Source organism: Nocardiopsis yanglingensis, assembly GCF_045809185.1.
In the GTDB taxonomy this organism is placed as follows: Bacteria; Pseudomonadota; Gammaproteobacteria; order Xanthomonadales; family Xanthomonadaceae; genus Stenotrophomonas; species Stenotrophomonas yanglingensis.
In genome coordinates this window covers 46,268-65,785 of the sequence record NZ_JBJNRH010000006.1, presented here as the reverse complement: position 1 = coordinate 65,785, position 19,518 = coordinate 46,268, and the positions used below count along the sequence as shown (strand labels likewise).

The 19,518-nt window shown below is 68.4% G+C and carries 16 protein-coding genes; 5 read left to right on the top strand and 11 right to left on the bottom strand.

Going from position 1 to position 19,518, the window contains the following annotated elements; genetic code table 11:
- Positions 1 to 101 precede the first annotated feature (101 nt).
- The 5 genes from bioC to bioB form a co-directional block, all read right to left on the bottom strand.
- Positions 102 to 986 carry a malonyl-ACP O-methyltransferase BioC gene (bioC, locus tag ACJ7C5_RS10515; protein ID WP_032127072.1) on the bottom strand — a complete coding sequence of 295 codons (885 nt, stop codon included), beginning with the start codon at positions 984 to 986 and terminating at the stop codon, positions 102 to 104.
- Between the two features lie 12 nt (positions 987 to 998).
- The gene (locus ACJ7C5_RS10510) at positions 999 to 1,778 is read right to left on the bottom strand and encodes an SDR family oxidoreductase (RefSeq protein WP_412703848.1); all 780 of its coding nucleotides are present in this window, start codon (positions 1,776 to 1,778) and stop codon (positions 999 to 1,001) included.
- Between the two features lie 29 nt (positions 1,779 to 1,807).
- Positions 1,808 to 2,587, bottom strand: coding sequence for a pimeloyl-ACP methyl ester esterase BioH (bioH, locus tag ACJ7C5_RS10505; RefSeq protein ID WP_412703847.1), 780 nt, complete (start codon positions 2,585 to 2,587; stop codon positions 1,808 to 1,810).
- A 17-nt stretch (positions 2,588 to 2,604) separates the two neighbouring features.
- Positions 2,605 to 3,828, bottom strand: a complete 1,224-nt coding sequence (bioF, locus tag ACJ7C5_RS10500; RefSeq protein WP_412703846.1) for an 8-amino-7-oxononanoate synthase — start codon at positions 3,826 to 3,828, stop codon at positions 2,605 to 2,607.
- Positions 3,829 to 3,895: 67 nt separating this feature from the next.
- Positions 3,896 to 4,939 (bottom strand): biotin synthase BioB, encoded by a 1,044-nt coding sequence (gene bioB, locus ACJ7C5_RS10495; protein ID WP_412703845.1) that lies wholly within the window; start codon positions 4,937 to 4,939, stop codon positions 3,896 to 3,898.
- A 203-nt stretch (positions 4,940 to 5,142) separates the two neighbouring features.
- On the opposite strand from bioB, the gene ACJ7C5_RS10490 reads away from it, so the two are divergent.
- From ACJ7C5_RS10490 to ACJ7C5_RS10475, 4 genes are all read left to right on the top strand, one after another.
- Complete coding sequence (locus tag ACJ7C5_RS10490; RefSeq protein WP_412703844.1) at positions 5,143 to 6,483, top strand: chloride channel protein; 1,341 nt, start codon at positions 5,143 to 5,145, stop codon at positions 6,481 to 6,483.
- Between the two features lie 85 nt (positions 6,484 to 6,568).
- A complete protein-coding gene (locus tag ACJ7C5_RS10485) occupies positions 6,569 to 7,264 on the top strand; it encodes a ComF family protein (RefSeq protein ID WP_412703843.1) in 696 nt (231 codons plus the stop codon).
- Between the two features lie 58 nt (positions 7,265 to 7,322).
- Positions 7,323 to 7,874, top strand: coding sequence for an HdeD family acid-resistance protein (locus ACJ7C5_RS10480; protein ID WP_412703842.1), 552 nt, complete (start codon positions 7,323 to 7,325; stop codon positions 7,872 to 7,874).
- 50 nt (positions 7,875 to 7,924) lie between these two features.
- Complete coding sequence (locus tag ACJ7C5_RS10475; RefSeq protein ID WP_412703841.1) at positions 7,925 to 8,341, top strand: SecDF P1 head subdomain-containing protein; 417 nt, start codon at positions 7,925 to 7,927, stop codon at positions 8,339 to 8,341.
- 51 nt (positions 8,342 to 8,392) lie between these two features.
- On the opposite strand, the gene ACJ7C5_RS10470 is transcribed toward ACJ7C5_RS10475, so the two are convergent.
- The 6 genes from ACJ7C5_RS10470 to ACJ7C5_RS10445 all read right to left on the bottom strand — a co-directional run bounded on the left by ACJ7C5_RS10470 (position 8,393) and on the right by ACJ7C5_RS10445 (position 15,747).
- On the bottom strand, positions 8,393 to 10,195 hold the full coding sequence (locus tag ACJ7C5_RS10470) for an MFS transporter (RefSeq protein ID WP_412703840.1): 1,803 nt from the start codon (positions 10,193 to 10,195) through the stop codon (positions 8,393 to 8,395).
- Between the two features lie 193 nt (positions 10,196 to 10,388).
- The gene (gene nagA, locus ACJ7C5_RS10465; protein WP_412703839.1) at positions 10,389 to 11,504 is read right to left on the bottom strand and encodes an N-acetylglucosamine-6-phosphate deacetylase; all 1,116 of its coding nucleotides are present in this window, start codon (positions 11,502 to 11,504) and stop codon (positions 10,389 to 10,391) included.
- Positions 11,501 to 12,277 (bottom strand): DeoR family transcriptional regulator, encoded by a 777-nt coding sequence (locus ACJ7C5_RS10460; protein WP_014038836.1) that lies wholly within the window; start codon positions 12,275 to 12,277, stop codon positions 11,501 to 11,503. Before ACJ7C5_RS10460 ends, nagA begins: the two co-directional genes overlap by 4 nt.
- A gap of 33 nt (positions 12,278 to 12,310) precedes the next feature.
- Positions 12,311 to 13,645: a D-tagatose-bisphosphate aldolase, class II, non-catalytic subunit gene (locus ACJ7C5_RS10455; protein ID WP_412703838.1), complete on the bottom strand. Its 1,335-nt coding sequence runs from the start codon at positions 13,643 to 13,645 to the stop codon at positions 12,311 to 12,313.
- A 16-nt stretch (positions 13,646 to 13,661) separates the two neighbouring features.
- Positions 13,662 to 14,600, bottom strand: coding sequence for an ROK family protein (locus ACJ7C5_RS10450; protein ID WP_412703837.1), 939 nt, complete (start codon positions 14,598 to 14,600; stop codon positions 13,662 to 13,664).
- Positions 14,593 to 15,747 carry an SIS domain-containing protein gene (locus ACJ7C5_RS10445; protein ID WP_412703836.1) on the bottom strand — a complete coding sequence of 385 codons (1,155 nt, stop codon included), beginning with the start codon at positions 15,745 to 15,747 and terminating at the stop codon, positions 14,593 to 14,595. Before ACJ7C5_RS10445 ends, ACJ7C5_RS10450 begins: the two co-directional genes overlap by 8 nt.
- A 322-nt stretch (positions 15,748 to 16,069) precedes the next feature.
- Here ACJ7C5_RS10445 and ACJ7C5_RS10440 point away from each other — a divergent pair, with 322 nt between their 5' ends.
- The gene (locus ACJ7C5_RS10440; RefSeq protein ID WP_412703835.1) at positions 16,070 to 19,429 is read left to right on the top strand and encodes a TIM-barrel domain-containing protein; all 3,360 of its coding nucleotides are present in this window, start codon (positions 16,070 to 16,072) and stop codon (positions 19,427 to 19,429) included.
- The last annotated feature ends 89 nt before the right edge of the window (positions 19,430 to 19,518 follow it).

Below are 19,518 nucleotides of genomic sequence, written 5' to 3'. Positions count from 1 at the left end.
CGGGGGGGGGGGGGTTGATGGGTGTGGGGCGGCCGGCGGGCCGGCCGCGCCCCACCATGGAATCGTGAGGTTGCCGGCCAGCGGCCGGCACTACCGGACGATCAGGTCTGCTTGCGCCGGATCGGAATCGCCGACACCGGCACCGAGGCCACGTCATGTCCGCCTTCGCGGATCGGTGCGCCCGGGTCCGGTGCCCAGGCGTGGGCATAGATCACTTCCCAGCTGCTGGGCAGCTTGCCGTCGGCGCGCCGCATCGGTTCATACGCCGCTGCCGCCGCCGCGAAACGACCACGCCCGGTCAGCGTGTGGCGTCGGTCCACCCGCGCATTGGTCGCGCCCATCGCACGCAGTTCGCGCATCAGCGACGGCAGGTCGTCATAGGTCAGGGTGAACAGATCGCGATCCAGCACCGGGTCGCGGAAGCCGGCCATCATCAGCGCATCGCCGAACTGTGCGATCTGCGCGAAGCGGCTTACGTGTGGGCGGTCATCGGCAGCGGCGAATGCCTCGTTGAGTTCCACCAGCGTTTCCGGGCCGAAGGTGGAACACAGCAGCAGGCCACCGGGCTTGAGCACGCGACGGAAACCGGCAAACACCGCCGGCAGATCGTCCACCCACTGCAGGCACAGGTTGCTGAAGATCACATCCACGCTGTTGTCGGCCAGCGGCAGCGCAGCGGCGTCGCCGCACAGGCGCTGGAACGGCTTCCACCAGCCGGCCTGGCGCTTGGCCTGGTCCAGCATCGGCAGCGCCACGTCCAGCGCGATCACCTGCGCCTTCGGCCAGCGCTTCTTCATCAGGGCGCTGGCATGACCGGTACCGGCACCGATGTCCAGCACCACCTCGGGCTTGCGTGCCTCCAGGTAGTCCAGCGATTCGATCAGCCGTGACTGCACTTCGCGCTGCAGGGCGGCGGCGGCGTCGTAGCTGTTGGCGGCACGGGCGAACGCGCGGCGGACGTGGCGGGCATCGAAGTGGGACGGCATTGCAGGAGTCTCTTAGAACGTACCGGGGTAGGCGCCGCCATCGATCAGCAGGTTCTGCCCGGTGAGGTAACCGGCCAGTGCGCTGCACAGGAAGGCGCAGGCGGCGCCGAATTCATCCGGCGTGCCGAAGCGGCCGGCGGGGATCTGCTGGCGGCGGCGCTCGGCCACTTCGCCAGCATCGCCGTCCTTGCCGGCACTGTGGGCGAAGTTGGCGCGCAGGCGGTCGGTGTCGAACTGGCCGGGCAGCAGGTTGTTGATGGTGACGTTGTGGACCACGGTGCGGCGCGACAGGCCGGCGACGAAGCCGGTCAGGCCGCTGCGCGCGCCGTTGGACAGCGCCAGGATATCGATCGGGGCTTTCACCGCCGACGAGGTGATGTTGACGATACGGCCGAAGCCGCGCTCGATCATCGCGTCGACGGTGGCGCGGATCAGCGCGATCGGCGCCAGCATGTTGGCGTCCAGTGCAGCGATCCAGTCGTCGCGCTCGAAGGTGCGGAAGTCACCGGGCGGCGGGCCACCGGCGTTGTTGACCAGGATGTCCACCTGCGGGCACGCGGCCAGCGCTGCGGTACGGCCGGCTTCGGTGGTGACGTCGGCGGCGACCGCGCGTACTTCAGCGACGCCGGACAGCGCGCGCAGCTCCTCGGCAGCCTGCTGAAGCGCCGTTTCGCCACGAGCGACGATCACCACGTTGACGCCCTCGCGCACCAGCGCGCGCGCGCAGCCCAGGCCCAACCCCTTGCTTGCGCCGCAGACCAGTGCCCAGCGGCCATTGATACCCAGATCCATGCGTCAGTCCTGCGGAATTCGGAAGGCGCTCATTGTCCGCCATCGGCCGGTGACAGGCCGGCAACGAAGTGTTGCAGGGCGGCGGCGACCTCGTCGGCATGGCCGAGGAAGGGTGCGTGGCCGCCGTGGGCGATGGTCAGCGCCTGCCCGCCCGGGGCCAGTGCCGCGGCGGCCTGCATCGCCGTCGATGAGACCAACCGGTCGCGTTGGCCGGCGATCCACAGACTCGGTTTGCCCAGCGTCGGCAGTGCGCCGCGCAGATCGGTGCTTTCCAGCAGGCGAAGGCCCTCCAGCAGCGCACGTTCGGTGGGCGCACCGCGCTCGACCAGGCGCTGGCGCAGGGTGCGCAGCTCCTCGCGGGCGTGCGCCGAGCCCATCACGTCCAGCGCCAGGAAGCGCTCCAGCGTGCCACCAAAGTCGCTGGCCAGCTCGCGGCCGAACTGCTCGAACACTGCCGGTTCCACCGCGTGCGGCCAGTCTTCGCCACGCACGAAGCGCGGCGTGGCGGCGATCATCGCCAGTCCGCGCACCTTCGGCAGGGTGGCCGCCGCATGCAGCGCGAACAGGCCGCCCAGCGACCAGCCACACCACACCGCCGGCGGCGTGGCCGTGGCAATGGCATTGACCACGAACGGCAGGCGCAGCGGCGTGGTGTCGTCGCGGCTGTGACCATGGCCGGGCAGGTCGACCAGGTGCAGGGTGAACTGGTCCGCCAGGCGCTGCACCAGCGGCGCGAACACACCGCCCTGCAGGGCCCAGCCATGGATCAGTACCAGATCCGGCCCACGGCCGGTCACTTCAATATGCATGGGGAACTACACGGAACTCAGGCAAAGGCGGGCAGCGGCGGTGGTGCGGCTTCACGCACGGCCAGGGTCACGCGGTCGCGCGCGCTGGCGATGGCCTCCACCAGGCCGCGCACCTGTTCCGGCGTATGCAGCGCGGACAGCGTCACGCGCAAGCGTGCCTTGCCTTCCGGCACCGTCGGTGGGCGGATTGCGCCGACCAGCCAGCCGGCCTGTTCCAGCGTCGTGGACATCGCAACGGCGGTATGGTCATCGCCGCACAGCAGCGGCTGGATCGGCGTTTCCGAAGCCATCAGGTCCAGCCCATGGCGACGCGCTTCGCTGCGGAACAGCGCGATCAGGTCGGTCAGCTTGGTGCGGCGCCAGTGGTCGCGACGCGCCAGGCGCACTGCTTCAAGCGCAGCAGCTGCCATCGCCGGTGGCACGGCGGTGGTGTAGATGTAGGGACGTGCGGTTTCGGCCAGATGCTCGATCAGGTCGTCGCGGCCCAGTACCAGTGCGCCGGAACCGCCCAGCGCCTTGCCCAGCGTGACCAGCTGCAGCGGCACATCGTCCACGCCCAGACCAGCGGCCGCGACGGCGCCGCGGCCATCACCGACCACGCCTACACCGTGTGCGTCATCGACGTAGAACAGCGCCTGCTGCAGGCGTGCCACAAGCGACAATGCACGCAGCGGTGCGATGTCGCCATCCATGCTGAAGACACCATCGGTAGCCAGCATCGCCGCGCCATCGGGCGCGTGCTTGAGCTGACGCATCGCGCCTTCGGCATCAAGGTGCGGATAGCGGCGCAGGCGTGCACCGGCCAACCGGGTGGCATCAAGCAGGCTGGCGTGGTTGAGCTTGTCCTGTACGCAGACATCGTTCTCTTCGCTCAGCAGCGCCTGCTGCACGGCCAGGTTGGCGGCGAAGCCACTGCCGAACAGCAGCGCACGCGGATAGCCCAGCCACTCGGCTACCTCGCGTTCCAGCGCCTCATGCAGAGCATGATGGCCGCAGACCAGGTGCGAGGCACCGGCGCCGGCGCCCTCGCGTGCCGCGGCGTCCTGCAGCGCGTTGACCACGCTGAACTGCTGGGCCAGACCAAGGTAGTCGTTGCTGCAGAAGCCGGTCAGCCACTGGCCGTCCACTTCCAGGCGCACGCCATCACGACGGGTGACCGTGCGTCGCGGGCGGCGACGGCCTTGGGCATCGCGCAGGGCGCGCTGGGCGTGGAGGCGGGCGGTCAGGTCGGGGCGGGCCATGGTGGCTGAATGCGTCGACGGGGCGGCTAGGGTAGCGCGTTGCCGCGGCGCCTGCCTGCATCCCGTCTCAGGCCGCGTGAGCGCAGCCACAGGCCGGCGCATCGGCACTGATATCAGCGTGCACGGTGCCGCCGTGATCGTGGCCCTCGGCATCGACCTGCACCGCCATCGGCTGCAGGCCCAGGCGTGCGAACAGGGCCAGGTCGCGTTCGCTTTCCGGGTTGCCGGTGGTCAGCAGTTTGTCGCCATAGAAGATCGAATTGGCACCGGCCAGGAAACACAGCGCCTGCAGCTCGTCGCTCATCGCCTCGCGCCCGGCGGACAACCGCACCATCGAGCGCGGCATGGCGATGCGCGCCACTGCGATCATGCGCACGAACTCGAACGGGTCCAGCTCGGCGCTGCCGTGCAGCGGCGTACCCGCCACCTGCACCAGCTTGTTGATCGGTACTGAATCGGGATGCGCCGGCAGCGTGGCCAGTGCCAGGAGCAGGCCGACGCGCTGCGCGCGCGTCTCGCCCATGCCGACGATGCCGCCGCAGCAGGTCTTCAGGCCGGCATCGCGCACGTGCTCCAGCGTGTCCAGGCGGTCCTGGTACTGGCGCGTGTGGATGATCGAATCGTAGTAGTCCGGCGCGGTGTCGAGGTTGTGGTTGTAGTAGTCCAGGCCCGCATCCTTCAGCGCACGCGCCTGCTCACCACTGAGCATGCCCAGCGTGGCGCAGGTCTCCAGGCCCAGCGCCTTCACCCCGGCGATCATCGCCGCCACCTTCGGAATGTCGCGGTCCTTCGGCGAACGCCACGCGGCACCCATGCAGAAGCGCGATGCGCCAGCGGCCTTGGCCTGGCGTGCCTTGGCCAGCACCGCGTCGGTCTCCATCAGCTTCTGCGCGTTCACCCCGGTGTTGTAGCGCTGCGCCTGCGGGCAGTACGCGCAGTCTTCCGGGCAACCACCGGTTTTCACCGACAGCAGCGTGGAGACCTGCACCTGCGAGGGGTCGAAGTGCTCGCGGTGGACCGCCGCGGCGCGGAACAGCAGCTCGGGGAACGGCAGATCGAACAGCGCCTGCAGTTCGTCGTGTTGCCAGTCGTGGCGGATGGCAGCAGCCATGGCGGGACCTTGGGTACGAGTGGAGCGAGGGCGGCAGTGTGGGTGGGTGCGTCCGCACTGTCAACCATCCATTAATGAAAATAGTTTACAGTCCAGCCGTTCAATCAAGTCCGAAGGATGCGCCGCATTTCACCGCATCCTGCAAGGCCTCCGGCCACAGTGGCCGCTGCCCAACGCAAGCGCTGGCGCGCAGACTCTTTCCCATGATCGATCTTTACCGCCTCCGCGGCCGAATCACCGCGCTGGTTCTCAGCGAGGCCTGGCGCCGCCGCGCCGCGCTCTGGGGCGGCGCCGTGGCCGTGGCACTGGTGGCGATCCTGTTCGCCAAGGCCAGCGATGCGGCCTTCCACCTGTTCCAGCGCATCACCTCGCACTCGCCGTGGTGGGCCCTGCTGCTCACGCCGGGCATCTTCGCGCTGTTGGCCTGGCTGACCGCGGGCGTGCTGAAACCCACCCGCGGCAGCGGCATTCCGCAGGTCATCGCTGCGTTGGACAAGCCAGATGAGTCGTTCCGGAAAACCAACCTTTCGCCTGCGGTGTCGGCCGGCAAGCTGCTGCTGACCTCGTTGTCGCTGCTCGGCGGCGCGTCCGTTGGCCGTGAAGGCCCGACGGTGCATGTGGGCGCCAGCCTGATGTACCTGTTCGGCCGCTGGTTCGGCTTCAAGGACCCGCGCGAACTCTCGCACTTCCTGCTGGCCGGTGGTGCTGCCGGCATCGCGGCGGCGTTCAACACGCCGCTGGCCGGTATCGTTTTCGCCATCGAGGAGCTCAGCGGCCGTTTCGAGCATCGCTTCTCCGGCACCCTGCTGACCGCGGTGATCGTCGGCGGCGTGGTATCGCTCGGACTGCTGGGCAACTACACCTACTTCGGCCATGTAAGCGCGCGGCTGCCGCTGGGACAGGGCTGGTTGGCGATCCTGTTGTGCGGCGTGGTGGCCGGGCTGCTCGGAGGCCTGTTCGCGCGCGCGGTGCTGGCCAGTGCGGCGGGCCGCCCGCGTTGGCTGGGCCAGTTGCGGCAGCGGCATCCCGTGCTGCTGGCGGCAGGCTGCGGCCTGGTGGTGGTACTGCTCGCCCTGGCCTTCGGTGAAGGCGCGTTCGGCACCGGCTACGAGCAAGCGCGCAGCCTGGTGCAGGGGCAGGCGATGGTGGGCCATGAATTCGGTCTGATGAAGCTGCTGGCGAATCTGGCGTCCTACGTGGCGGGCATCCCCGGCGGCCTGTTCTCGCCGGCGCTGGCGGTCGGAGCCGGCCTTGGGCACAACCTCGCGGTGCTGATGCCGGGTGTGGATCCGCGTGCGTTCGTGCTGTTGGGCATGTGCGCCTATCTGACCGGCGTCACCCAGGCACCGTTGACCTCGGCGGTGATTTCGCTGGAGCTGACCGACAGTGGTGATCTGCTGCTGCCGATCCTGGCCACGGTGCTGATCGCGCGCGGCGTGTCCGGGTTGGTGTGCCGGGTGCCGATCTATCGCGGGCTGGCGGAGTTGTTGATGATGCCCGCCGTGGCGCCGTCGGATGCCGGGGATCGCGAACGCGCGCCCTGAAGGGCGGCGCGGTAACAGATAGCGCTGACACCGCAGCACGCGGTCCGCTGATGGTGAAGCTGACGCAGCGATGGAAGGCTGGCGCATGCGCATCAACTTCCTGCACGCGGCAAGCACTGTCCCTCACGCGCTGCTCCGCGTTCTGCTGCCATTGCGTTGCCTGGTCTGCAACGACCCCGGCCACGATGGGCTGGATCTGTGCGCCGCGTGCTATGCGGAACTTCCGTGGTCGGGCCGCGCCTGCCTGCGCTGCGCACTGCCGCTGCCCGACAACGCCCTGATCGTCTGCGGCAGCTGCCGCGAGGAAGCGCCACCGCAGGCCGCTACCCATGCCAGCTTGTTGTACCTGTCGCCGGTCGACCAGTTGCTGGTGCGCTACAAGTTCCATCAGGATCTCGCAGCGGGTCGCCTGCTCGCGCAGTTGATGCAGCGCGCGCCGCCGCCCTGGTGGTGTCCGCCACTGGTGCCGGTTCCGCTGCACAATCGCCGGTTGCGCCAGCGCGGCTACAACCAGGCGGGCGAGCTATGCCGGTTGCTGCCGATGCCGGTCTGGCAAGGGCTGTACCGGCGCCGCCACACCGCACCGCAGTCCGAACGCACGGCCGAACAACGCAGGGAAAATCTGTTCGATGCGTTTGCTGTCCGTGGTCCGGTGCCCACGCGGCTGACCGTGGTCGATGACGTGATGACCACCGGCAGCACGGTGATGGAGGTCGCCGAGACGCTGCGCCTGGTCGGCGCTGCGGAGGTGCGCGTGTGGGTCTGCGCGCGGGCGCCGTGATCGCCCTCTTCATCCACAGGGGCTAGGATGAGCCCGGTTCCGGATCGAAGGAGTGGCCATGAATTCCCCCTTGTCTCCCTTGTTGTCGGCAGTTGGGCGCAGCTGGTGGATCCTGCTGCTGTACGGGCTCGTCGCACTGGGTTTCGGCATCATCGCCATCGGCTGGCCGCTGTCGGCGGCAATGGCACTGGCGTGGACACTGGGCGTGATGGCCATCGTTGAAGGTGTCATCAGCCTGTTCGCACTGGTCAGCGGGGGCAGCGGTGCCTCGCGTGGCTGGCTGGCGCTGTATGTCATCGCCTCGCTGGGCTTCGGCATCCTGGCAGTGATCAATCCGCTGGCCACCGCCAGCGTGCTGGTGCTTTTCCTGGCAGCGTGGCTGCTGGTGGCAGGTATCTATCGCATCGTGTTCGCGATCCGCGTGCGCAAGCAGATCCAGGGTGAGTGGCTGCTGATTCTCAGTGGCGTGCTGGCGGTGGTGCTGGGCCTGCTGTTCGCTGCCAATCCGTATGCAGGCGTGGCGGTGACCACGTTGTGGATCGGCATCGGCAGCCTGCTGTACGGGTTGCTGCAGGTGCTGGTGGCGTTCAAGCTGCGGAAGCTGAAGTGAGGGCTGCGCTTCCCCTATTGCTGGGCATGGTATTGAGCTTGGCCGGATGCATGCCGGGCGCCACGCCCGGTGCGTTGGCAGGCAAGAATCATGCGCCACGCCCCGGCGTGGATGTGCGCCTGAGCGCGGTCGATGCAACCGGCAAGGGCACGCCCGTGCAGTGGCAGGGCGAAACCCTGGCCCTGCGCGAGCCGCCGATTGCCGGCAGCGCGGACATCGCCGATGTGCGCTACGTGCTGGACGAAGGCAAGCAGCCGGGCCTGCAGATCCGCTACCGGCCGGAGGCACATCAGCGCATCCACGATGGCACCGCTGCCTTGGTGGGCCAGCGTGCGGCGCTCAGCGTGGATGGCCGCGTGCTGATGGTGGCGACGGTGCAGGGGCCGTTCGGCGAATCGATGATGCTGAGCGGGTTGTCCAGCGTTGCCGAAGCGCGGGAGCTGGCGAAGCACATCACTGGCGAATGACGGGTGCGCCATGAACCCGCGCTGCGCGCGGAGGTCGACCAAGGTCGACCACTACCGGGCGAAGCGGGCTTCGATCTCTTCCAGAGATTTGCCCTTGGTCTCCGGCAGCCAGAACGCGGCCACCAGGAAGAACACGAAGGTGCACGCCGCCCAGAACACGAACATGCTGGCGTAGCCGTAGTGGCCCACCGTGGGAAGGAAGATCGCGGCAATGGTGGTCGACACGAACTGGTTGATCAGCAGCGCGATGCTCATGCCATTGGAGCGGATGCGGTTCGGCATCAGCTCCGACAGTGCCAGCCACACGCATACGCCCGGACCGACCGCGAAGAACGCGACGAACACCAGGATGCAGGCGGCCACGGCCCAGCCGTGTGCCGGCGGCGGCACACGGCCGATGCGGGCCTGTTCGATGCGCAGCGGCGCCTGCGCAGCAGCGGCCGGGTCGGCGAACGGGTTCAGATGCAGTTTGCGGAAGAACGCGCCGATCACGCTGTCCGGCTGCACAGTGCCAGCACGCTCGATGCGCAGCTCGCGGTCGGTCAGGTTGTCGCTGCGCAGGGCGCGCACATTGGTGAAGTCGCCGTAGGCATACGACACGGTCAGCTGCATCGGCCGGCCTTCGCTGTCGATGCCAGCGCCCAAGCGCTGCCACTGCGTATCGTCCAGTACCAGCTGCAGGCCATCGCCGCTGACCGCCGCCTGCAGCTGCGGCTGCACGTCGGTGCGACCGCGCTCAGCCTGGAAGAACAGCGTCGCCGCTGCCAGCAGGGCCACGCAGATGCCGCCGCTGCCGAGCATCAGCAGGAACTTGCGGCCCTTGCGGTCGACCAGCAGCAGTGCGACCACGGTCATCACCGCATTGAGCAGCTTGATCGCCACGTCGGCGCCGTTGGCCACCGAGCCGGACAGGCCGGCCTGGTTGAGGATGTTCACCGCGTAGGCCAGCACCGAGTTGATGCCGGTGGCCTGGGTGCAGGCCAGCACTACGCACGCGAGCAGGAACGGCACCACGTAGCGGCGGCTGAGCAGCGGGTCGCGCTTGCCGCTGCTGCTGCTCGATTCCGGTGCCTGGATCTGTGCGAGCGTCGGCTCGACCTCCGAAGCCGGCAGCACGCGCTGCAGGCTGCGGCGCGCGTCATCGATGCGGCCGCGGCGCACCAGCCAGCGCGGTGACTCGGACAGCCAGAAGATGCCGGCGCAGAACAGCAGACCCGGCGCCAGGCAGGTCCAGAAGATCGTGCGCCAGGCGTGGTCCTTCACCGCAAACAGCTCCTGCGCCTGCAGTGCCACCGGCAGCGAACGCACGGCTTCAGCGGCGGCATCCACGGCGTGGGCGTGGTACAGGCCGATCAGGGCAGCCAGCACCAGGCCAACGGTCAGCAGCAGCTGGAACATGGCCGCGCCGCGTCCGCGCCGCTCCGGGCTGAGCACTTCGGCCAGGTACAGCGGAATCACCACGCCGATCAGGCCGCCACTGATGCCCTGCAGCAGCCGGCCGAGCAGCAAGGGCGTGTAGCCGGAGGCCAGTGCCATGATCGGGATCGAGGCAGTGAACAGCAGGCCGGCCAGCAGCATCGCGCCGCGGCGGCCGATCAGGTCGGCGACCATGCCGGCGAACAGCGAGGACAACACACTGCCCAGCAGCACCGCAGCCACGACAAAACCGAGCTGCTGGCTGCTGAGCTGCCAGGCGTGGCTGGCCGTTGCCTCCAGGTAGGGCAGGGCGCCGGCGATGATGCCGATGTCGATGCCGTACAGCAGGCCACCGAGGCCGCCGATGAAGAGCAGGTAGCGTACGGGCCAGCGCGGGGCGGTGGAAACGGGTACGGCAGGTGCGGCGGCTGCGGTCATCGGCGTATTCCTGGAATAACGGGGATGGTGCGTGGCTGAGGCATTGCGCTTGCGCGCTTCATGTAGAGCCGAGCCATGCTCGGCTGCTTTCCGTTCCGATATCGAGGTTCCCCATGCCGCGCTTCGCGCGGTGAGCCGAGCATGGCTATGCTCTACAGGGAGCCCGCGCGGCGTCCGGGCCGCATCGCGTGCGTCAGGTCAGATCAACTACGCGCCCACCAACCACCACCTGCTGCAGGCGCAGTTCGGCATCGAGCACCACCAGGTCGGCGCGGGCGTCGGGCGCAATGCGGCCGCGATCGTCCAGGCCGAGATACGCGGCGGGGAAGGTGGAAACACGCTGCGAGGCATCGGCAAGGTCCAAGCCCACACGCACCAGGTTGCGCAGCGCCTGGTCCATGGTCAGCGCGCTGCCGGCCAGCGAACCGGTTGCCAGGCGTACGCAGCCGCCGCACTTGTGCACGCGCTGCTCGCCCAGCGCGTACTCGCCATCGGGCATGCCGGTGGCGGCGGTAGCATCGGTCACTGCGTACAGGCGCGGAATCGCGCGCGCGGCCAGGCGGATCACGCCGGGATGGATGTGCTGCAGGTCGGGGATGATCTCGGCGTACTGCGCATGTGCCAGTGCCGCCGCCGCAATGCCCGGGCGATAGTGATCGACGCCGGTCATGCCGTTGAACAGGTGGGTGAAGCCGGAGGCACCGGCCTGCAGGGCAGCAACACCTTCTTCGTAGGTGCCGGCGCTGTGGCCGAGCTGCACACGGATGCCCATTGCCGAAAGCGCGGGAATCAGCGCGGTGTGCTCACCGATCTCCGGAGCCAGCGTCATCACCCGGATAGGCGCCAACGCATGCAGCTGCTGCACCAGCGCCAGCGTCGCCTCGATCGTGCGGTTGGGCTGCGCGCCCAGGCGCTGTGGGCTGATGAACGGGCCTTCCAGATGCACACCGGCAATGCAGGCAGCGTCGGCATCCGGCGCCGCCATGGTGGCGGCCACACCCTGCAGCGCGTATTCGATCTCGTCCAGCCCGGCGGTCATGGTGGTCGCCAGCAGCGTGGTGGTACCGAAGCGCAGATGGGTGCGGGCGATGGTGCGTGCTACGTCGCCGCCCTGCATCAGGTCCACGCCGGCTGCGCCATGCACATGCAGGTCGATGAAGCCGGGCAGGATCACCGGCAGCTGCAGGTCGTCAGCGCCGCTGTGGTCGTCCACCAGCAGCTGGCGTACGTGTGAATCGAAGTGGACGTGGCCACGCCGCCAACCCAGCGGGGTGAGGATGCGGCCATGCAGGGCGCGGGTGTCGGTCATGCGGTGGGCTCGGCGATGATCACTTCGATGCCCAGCCGCTGCAGCCCCTCACGGGTTGCATCGTCAATGCCGGCGTCAGTGATGATGGCGTGGATCTGATCCAGCAGTGCGATGCGGTGCAGGCTGACGCGGCCGAATTTGGAGGCGTCGGTCAGCACCACGATACGGCGCGCGCGCTCGACCATGCGGTGGTTGAGGCGGGCTTCGGCCTCGTCGTGGGTGGTCAGACCGAACTGCAGATCCAGGCCATCCACGCCCAGGAACAGGGTGTCGAAGCTGTACGAGTTGAGGCTGGCTTCGGCCTGGCTGCCCTGCAGCGACAGCGACTGCTGGCGCAGCAGCCCACCGGTCAGCAGTACGGTGATGCCCGCCGCATTGGCCAGTTCCCAGGCGATGTTCAGGCCATTGGTCATCACCGTGACGTCGCGATGCGCGCGCAGGTGGCGGGCCAGGGTCATCGTGGTCGAGCCGGAGTCGATGATGATGTTGTCGCCGGGTTGTACCAGGCGCGCGGCGCGCGCACCGATCGATTCCTTCAGCGGCAGGTTCAGCGCGTCCTTCTCGTGGATGTCCTGTTCCTGCGGCGGCGTGCGCACCAGCGTGGCGCCGCCGTGGGTGCGGTTGGCCAGGCCCTGCGACTCGAAGTGGGTCAGGTCGGCACGGATGGTCACCGCCGACACGCCGAAGCGCTCGACCAGATCGGCCACCTGCACCGAGCCATGCTCGATCAGCAGCTGCAGGATCTGTTGCCGGCGGGAGCGGGTGTTGCGCATGGCCATTCTCGGTTTCGCGGGAAAAGGTAGAGATTAGCCGTTCGCAGCAACGGCGGGAGCCGAGCCTGCGTGGTGCGCGCGGGTTCCGGCCTGGTTGGCGCTGCAGGCGCGGGCGTATTCGCCCAGGCACAGGCCGATGCGGTGCTGCACCAGCGCGGTGGGGGTGTTGGCCAGGCTGCCCTCGCGCACGGCGCGGTACTGCTCCGGCAGGTACTGGCTGAGCAGTACCAGCGGCGGCGCGTGCTGTTCCAGGTTGGCGAACAGGGTCTGCACCGCCTGCACCAGCGCCGGCTCGCCCCAGTAGTAGCGGCAGCGGTCGCTGAAGGAGTAACTGCGCAGCAGGCGCAGTGCGGCGTCATCGCCCTGGTAGTAGGACTGCCAGTACTTCGGCTGCGCCACCATCACCTCGTCCAGCACCTGCGGCAGGCGCGAGCACTGCGCGGCTGGCAGCAGTTCGGCCTCAATCGCGGCCAGCGCGAACAGCGCCTCGCGATAGGCGAAGGTGGCGGCCGGGCCGACCTTGAGGATGGCGAAGTGATCGCGCACCAGTGCATGCAGGCCGCTTTCGCGCTGGTAGTCGGTGGAATGCGCTTCGAACACGATGCGCGGCTGCTGTTCGAGGAAGCCGGCCAGCGCGCTGGCGGCGGCCGCGTCGTACTCGTGCACGCTGCTGTGGTCGAAGTCCACGCCGGGCTGCACCACCATCGCGATCACGCGCTGCCACGCATCGCGAAGCTGCGGGGTATCGAACGCCTGCTGGTGGATGGCCAGGGTCTGCGCGGCGGCGACCGGCGTGGTCACCTGCAGGCCTTCGGCCAGCGAGGCTTCGCCACCGGGGATCGGCACTTCGGTACCGATCACGTAGACCGGCGGCGGCAGGCCGTGTTCGGCGGCGGTGCGTTCGGCGATCTCGGCCAGCTCGGCCGAACGCGCGGCGACGATGGCATCGGGCAGCGGTACCGGGTCATCGGCGCAGGACATGCTGCAGTCGAGGTGGATCTTGTGGAAGCCGGCGGCGACGTAGGCCTCGATCAGCACGCGCGCGTGGGTCATCGCTTCGGCAGCCGGGCGCTTCTGCCAGGCATTCGGGCCGAGGTGGTCACCGCCCAGGATCAGCCGTTCGCGCGGGAAGCCTTCTTCATCGGCCAGCGTGCCCACGTAGTCGCGGTACTGCGGCGGGGTCATGCCGGTGTAGCCGCCGAACTGGTCGACCTGGTTGGAGGTGGCCTCGACCAGCAGCACGGTGCCATGCGCCAGCGCCACGTGCATGGCCGCGCGCAGCACCTGCTCGTTGCTGCAGCAGACGCTGTACAGGCCGACGTTGGCACCGGCGCGGTGGGAGGCAAGCAGGGTCTGCAACGGGGACATGGTCAGGCTCCGGACATCAGGAAAACGAGGGTTGGCAGGCGAGCAGGGCAGCACCACGTGCGCCACCGGCATCGCCGAAGCGTGGCGGCACGATTGGTGGCACCTGCACACCCTTGAACAGATGGGCGGCGATGGCGGCGGGTAGTTGCTCGTAGAGCGGCGCGTACTGCGAAAGGCCGCCGCCGAGCACGATCACGTGCGGGTCCAGCGCCAGCACCAGCGCGGCCAGGCTGTGGCCGAGCAGGTCGCGATGGATGTCCAGCGCCTTGCGTGCGCGCGCATCGCCGGCTTCGGCCAGGGCGATCACCGCGCTGGCGTCGGCGGCGCTGCCACCGAGGTGACGCTCGATCATCGCCACGCCACTGCCGGACACATAGCGCTCCACGCAGCCCTGCAGGCCGCAGGCGCAGTCGATCAGCGGCAGGCCATGGCGCTGCAGCAGATGACCGGGCACGCTCCAGTGGCCCCATTCGCCGGCCAGGCCGTTGAAACCGGACAGCAGGCGGCCCTGCAGGCAGAATCCACCGCCAGCGCCGGTGCCGAGGATGGCGCCGAACATGCTGGGGTAGCCATCGGCGGCACCGCCGTGTGCTTCAGACAGGGCAAAACACTGCAGGTCGTTGCCGAAATGCAGCGGCCGCTGCAGGCGCGCCTGCAGGTCGGCCGCCACGCTGTGGCCGGTCAACGCAGGCACGTTTGCGCTGAGCTGGCGGCCGCTGCGGCGGTCGCGCACGCCGGGCAGCGCAATGCCGATCGCCGCATCACTGCGGCCCAGCGCGGCATCGGCCTCGGCGACCAGGGTTACCACCGCCTGCAGGAAACCGTCGTAGTCACCCTGCGGGGTGGCCACCCGGCGGCGCCAGCTGACCTGCATCGCCGCATCGCACGCCACCAGTTCGATCTTGGTGCCGCCAATGTCGATGCCGTAGCAGGCGTGGGCGATCAGCTCAGCCATGGTGGATGGTGACACCCTTGACGACGCGGTTGACGGTGCCGTCCGGGAACGGGTTGTCCGGAGTCAGGCCCAGCGCAGCCGAGCGCTGCAGCGCGAACAGCTGCGCAAAGCCCAGCCACACCGGTGCCAGCCACGGATCGTCCAGTGCCGGTACGGTGAGGGTGTACTCGTCATCGGCGCCGATGTCCGAATGCGGGCCGATTGCCAGCACGTGGCCGGCCACGCCATCGCGGCGCAGTTCTTCCAGCAGGTCCTGTTCGTAGCGGCGCGCAAGCGGCTGCACGCTGCGCAGCACCACCACCAGGGTGTTGCCGTCCAGCGTCGACTTCGGGCCGTGGCGGAAGCCCAGCGGCGTGTTGGCCAGCGCCAGCACGCGGCCGGCAGTCAGCTCCAGCACCTTCAGCGCGCACTCGCGTGCCAGCGCTTCCAGCGGGCCGCTGCCGAGGTAGATGATGCGGTTGAACGGGCGCTTCGCCAGCGCCGCCACCGGTGCATCCCACTGTGCCTGGCCTTCGCGGGCCAGCGCGGCGATCTGCTTCAGGCGTGCGATACGCGCATCCCACGGCGAGCGGTCGAACACGGTCAGTGCGGCCAGCAGCATGCAGGTCAGGCTGCTGGTCATGGCGAAGGCACGGTCGCAGCTGGCCGACGGCATCAGCAGGGTGCAGGTATCGGCACGGCCGGCACCACGACGGGCCAGTTCGCCATCGGCGTTGCAGGTGATGTCGAGGAAGCGCGCGTCATCCACGTCGCTGCGCACGCGGTCCACCGCCGCCACGCTTTCCGGGCTGGAGCCGCTACGGCCGAACGAGACCAGCAGGGTCGGGCGCTCGCGCTGCAGGTACAGCGCCGGGTGGGTCAGCAGGCTGGTGGTGTGCACCACGCGCACTTCGGCCGGCCATTGCGCATTGATCGCATCGGCCACCATTTCGGCGATGAAGCCTGAGCTGCCGGCGCCGGTGAACAGCACGCGCTGGTTGGGATCGTTGAGGCTGTCGCCAAGGAAGGCCTGCAGGCGGTCGCGGGCACGCGACAGGTCCTGTGCGAGGGCGTCCCACAGCGCAGGCTGCTGGGCGATTTCGGTAGCGGTATCGGCTCCGCCAAGGCGCTGCCAGGCGGACACATCGGAAAGCAGGGTGACGTCCATTCGGAGGTTCCAGTTGGGCCAGCGCACCATCTGTGTTTTCTTTCGAAATGTCAAATAGCGAAAGTAAAAAGAAAGAAAATGGCGTGGTGACTTTTCCCGCCCGGGTGTGCTCGGGAAAACGAAAGAACGGGCCGAATGCCGTATCGCACAATGCTTAACAGGCCGCTGCAAGCGCTTACACAAAGTATTGCAGCGCAACAACTTTCGTTTCAATGGAATATATCTTCCTTTTTCCTTTCAATTTGTTGACATCTTTCGAATCGCTGCCCTAGAGTCGGCCCAACCGCTTTCGAAACGCCCGGTGAACGGGTTGGGAGTCCGTGTGGAAATCTGCGTTCGTCGCTCGCCGCTGATGCTGGCCCTGTTGCCGGCATTGATGTTGGCGTCCATGCCGGCCCAGGCCGAGCCGGTCGGCAACCTGCGTTCGCTCAGCGCCAGCGCCAGCCGCGACGGCGTGCAGGGCTGGGATCTGCAGACCGACAAGGGCGCGCGCATCCGCATCGAACTGCCGGCCACTGACATCATCCGCGTGCAGGCCGGCCGCAACGGCACGCTGACCGGTGCCGGCGACAAGGCTGCACCGATCGTACTGCCGCAGCCCAAGGCGAACGTGCAGGCGCAGCTGGAAGAAGACGCACAGGAAATACGCGTGCGCACCGATGCACTGGTGCTGCATGTACAGCGGCAGCCGCTGCGCATGCGCCTGGAACGGCTGGACAACGGCCAGCCCACCGCGCTCTGGCAGGAACTGCAACCGCTGGATCTGGATGCGGCGCAGAGCGTGCAGGTGCTGTCCTCGCAGGCCGATGAAGGCTACTTCGGTGGCGGCCAGCAGAACGGCCGTTACCAGTTCAAGGGCCGCGAGCTGGAAGTGTCCTATTCCGGCGGTTGGGAAGAGGGCGACCGCCCCAGCCCGGCCCCGATGCTGCTGAGCAGCCGCGGCTGGGGCATGCTGCGAAACACGTGGAGTGATGGTAGCTACGACCTGCGCGAGGCCGACCAGGCCACGCTGCTGCATCGCGAAGACCGCTTCGATGCCTATTACTTCGTCGGCGCCAATCTGCCGAAGCTGATCGAACGCTACACCCAGCTGACCGGCCGCCCGAACATGGTCGCGCGCTGGGCGCTGTCCTACGGCGATGCCGATTGCTACAACGACGGCGACAACAGCAAGAAGCTCGGCACCGTTCCTGAAGGCTGGAGCGATGGCCCGACCGGCACCACCCCGGATGTGATCGACAGCGTGGCCAGGCAGTACCGCGCCAACGACATGCCCGGAGGCTGGATCCTGCCCAATGATGGTTACGGCTGCGGTTACAAGCAGTTGCCGGAAACGGTGAAGGGGCTGGCCAAGTACGGCTTCCGCACCGGCCTGTGGACCGAGAACGGCGTCGACAAGATCGCCTGGGAAGTGGGCAAGGCCGGCAGCCGCGTGCAGAAGCTGGACGTGGCCTGGACCGGCAAGGGCTATCAGTTCGCGATGGACGCCAACCGCCAGGCATTCAACGGCATCCTCGACAATTCCGATTCGCGCCCGTTCCTGTGGACGGTGATGGGCTGGGCCGGCATCCAGCGCTATGCGGTGGCATGGACCGGCGACCAGAGCAGCAGCTGGGACTACATCCGCTGGCATGTGCCGACCCTGGTCGGTTCGGGCCTGTCCGGCATGGCCTACGCCAGCGGCGATGTCGATGCGATCTTCGGTGGCAGCGCCGAGACCTTCACCCGCGACCTGCAGTGGAAGGCCTTCACCCCGGTGCTGATGGGCATGAGCGGCTGGTCGTCGAATGCGCGCAAGCACCCGTGGTGGTACGACGAGCCCTATCGAAGCATCAACCGCGATTACCTGAAGTTGAAGATGCGCCTGACCCCGTACATGTACGGGCTGGTGCACGAGGCCGCGCAGACCGGCGCGCCGCCGGTGCGTGGCCTGATGTGGGACAACCCGCGCGATCCGCACGCGCAGGACGAAACCTACAAGTACCAGTTCCTGCTCGGCCGCGACCTGCTGGTGGCGCCGGTGTACCGCAGCCAGGCCGCAAGCCGTGGCTGGCGCCGCGACATCCATCTGCCGGCTGGTGGCTGGATCGACTACTGGGATGGCCGCCGCGTGCAGGCCGCTGCCGACGGCCGCCAGCTGGACCGCCAGGTGGACCTGGACACGCTGCCGGTGTTCGTGCGTGCCGGCGCGATCCTGCCGATGTACCCGTCGATGCTGTTCGACGGCGAGAAGCCTCTCGACGAAGTGACGTTCGACCTGTACCCGCAGGGCGATTCGCAGTACACGCTGTATGAAGACGACGGCAACACCCGCCGCTACCAGCAGGGCGAATCGAGCACGCAGCAGATCCGCGTGCAGGCGCCGGCACAGGGCAGTGGCCCGGTGCAGGTGCAGATCGACGCCGTGCAAGGCCAGTACAACGGCCAGCTGGCGCAGCGCCGCTACGGCCTGCGCGTGCTCAGCCGCCAGGCGCCGCGCGCGGTGCAGGCCGGTGGTCGCGCGCTGCCGGCGTTGGCCGATGTCGCCGCCTTCAACAGCGCCAACGAAGGCTGGTACTTCGATGCCAAGGAACGCCGTGGCACGCTGCACGTGCGTACCGCCACCCAGGACATCCGCCAGCCGCTGCAGCTGCAGCTCGACTTCGCGGTGGCTGCGGCGGTCGCCGACGACGTCTATCCGGCCGCGCCGGTGCTGGGCCGCGAACTGCCGGCCGACAGCCTGCTGGTGGTGAATCGCCCGGCCGAAGAGCCTGGTCATGCGCTGGAAAATGCCTTCGACGACGATCCGGCTACTTGGTTCCGCAGCGTGCGCAACCAGGCCGTGCGCACCGGTGCGCACGAGTGGGTGATCGGCTTCGGCGAGCGGAAGATGATCGATGGCATCGACATCGCGCCACGCAACGACAAGAACTGGAAGCATGGCCAGGTGCGCGACTACGAGGTGTACCTGGGCGACAGCAACGGCGAGTGGGGCGAGCCGATCGCCCGTGGCCGCCTGCAGCTGAAGGAAGGCATGCAGCGCATCGACTTCCCGGCCCACGCCGGCCGCCTGCTGCGCTTCCGCGTATTGAGCGTGCAGAACCCCGAAGGCGACGGCGCCAGCAGCACCGACCCGATGGTGACCGCCGCACAGGGCAGCGCCCGCGCCTTCGATGCGCTGCAGCCGCGCGATGTCGGCCCGATCGCCTTGTCCACCTTCCACATTCTTGAACACCAGGAACCGGAGCGACCGGCCCGGCAGCGCTATCTCTCCGAGCTGCCGGTGCCGGCCGCGCTGGCCAGCCAGGTGCGCACCGACCAGTCGTTCCGTGGCGACGCCGGCATGCGCATGAACGGACTGCAGTTCCGCCGTGGCCTGGGCGTCGGCGCCAACAGCCGCATCGACCTGCGCCTGCAGGGCGGCTGGCACCTGCTGCGTGCCGACCTCGGAATCGACGACGCCTGCCGCGCTGCCGGTGGCCTGCAGTTCCAGGTCTGGGGTGACAACCGCCTGCTGTACGACAGCGGCCTGGTGAAGGCGCCCGGCGTGGTCAAGCCGGAGCTGGACATCCGAGGCCTTTCCACCCTGAGCCTGCGCACGCTGGGTGCGCAGGGCAGCCAACCCGCCCAGGTCTGCGCCAACTGGGCCAATGCCGTGCTGATCGGCCAGGAGGGCGACTCCGCCAGCATCGTCGCCCCATGACCCCTTCGTAACACCGCTCCTCCCCCGCCCATTCCGACTACGGCCCTCGTGGCCGTGGCCCGGGAGCGTTTTGCCCGCCGATTCACCAT

Coding starts and splice junctions, on each gene's coding strand:
- bioF (WP_412703846.1), bottom strand. CDS start 3,828: ATGGCCCGCCCCGACCTGACCGCCCGCCTCCACGCCCAGCGCGCCCTG.
- ACJ7C5_RS10480 (WP_412703842.1), top strand. CDS start 7,323: ATGAATTCCCCCTTGTCTCCCTTGTTGTCGGCAGTTGGGCGCAGCTGG.
- ACJ7C5_RS10510 (WP_412703848.1), bottom strand. CDS start 1,778: ATGGATCTGGGTATCAATGGCCGCTGGGCACTGGTCTGCGGCGCAAGC.
- ACJ7C5_RS10460 (WP_014038836.1), bottom strand. CDS start 12,277: ATGCGCAACACCCGCTCCCGCCGGCAACAGATCCTGCAGCTGCTGATC.
- ACJ7C5_RS10455 (WP_412703838.1), bottom strand. CDS start 13,645: ATGTCCCCGTTGCAGACCCTGCTTGCCTCCCACCGCGCCGGTGCCAAC.
- ACJ7C5_RS10475 (WP_412703841.1), top strand. CDS start 7,925: ATGCCGGGCGCCACGCCCGGTGCGTTGGCAGGCAAGAATCATGCGCCA.
- nagA (WP_412703839.1), bottom strand. CDS start 11,504: ATGACCGACACCCGCGCCCTGCATGGCCGCATCCTCACCCCGCTGGGT.
- ACJ7C5_RS10470 (WP_412703840.1), bottom strand. CDS start 10,195: ATGACCGCAGCCGCCGCACCTGCCGTACCCGTTTCCACCGCCCCGCGC.
- bioH (WP_412703847.1), bottom strand. CDS start 2,587: ATGCATATTGAAGTGACCGGCCGTGGGCCGGATCTGGTACTGATCCAT.
- bioC (WP_032127072.1), bottom strand. CDS start 986: ATGCCGTCCCACTTCGATGCCCGCCACGTCCGCCGCGCGTTCGCCCGT.
- bioB (WP_412703845.1), bottom strand. CDS start 4,939: ATGGCTGCTGCCATCCGCCACGACTGGCAACACGACGAACTGCAGGCG.
- ACJ7C5_RS10485 (WP_412703843.1), top strand. CDS start 6,569: ATGCGCATCAACTTCCTGCACGCGGCAAGCACTGTCCCTCACGCGCTG.
- ACJ7C5_RS10450 (WP_412703837.1), bottom strand. CDS start 14,600: ATGGCTGAGCTGATCGCCCACGCCTGCTACGGCATCGACATTGGCGGC.
- ACJ7C5_RS10490 (WP_412703844.1), top strand. CDS start 5,143: ATGATCGATCTTTACCGCCTCCGCGGCCGAATCACCGCGCTGGTTCTC.
- ACJ7C5_RS10445 (WP_412703836.1), bottom strand. CDS start 15,747: ATGGACGTCACCCTGCTTTCCGATGTGTCCGCCTGGCAGCGCCTTGGC.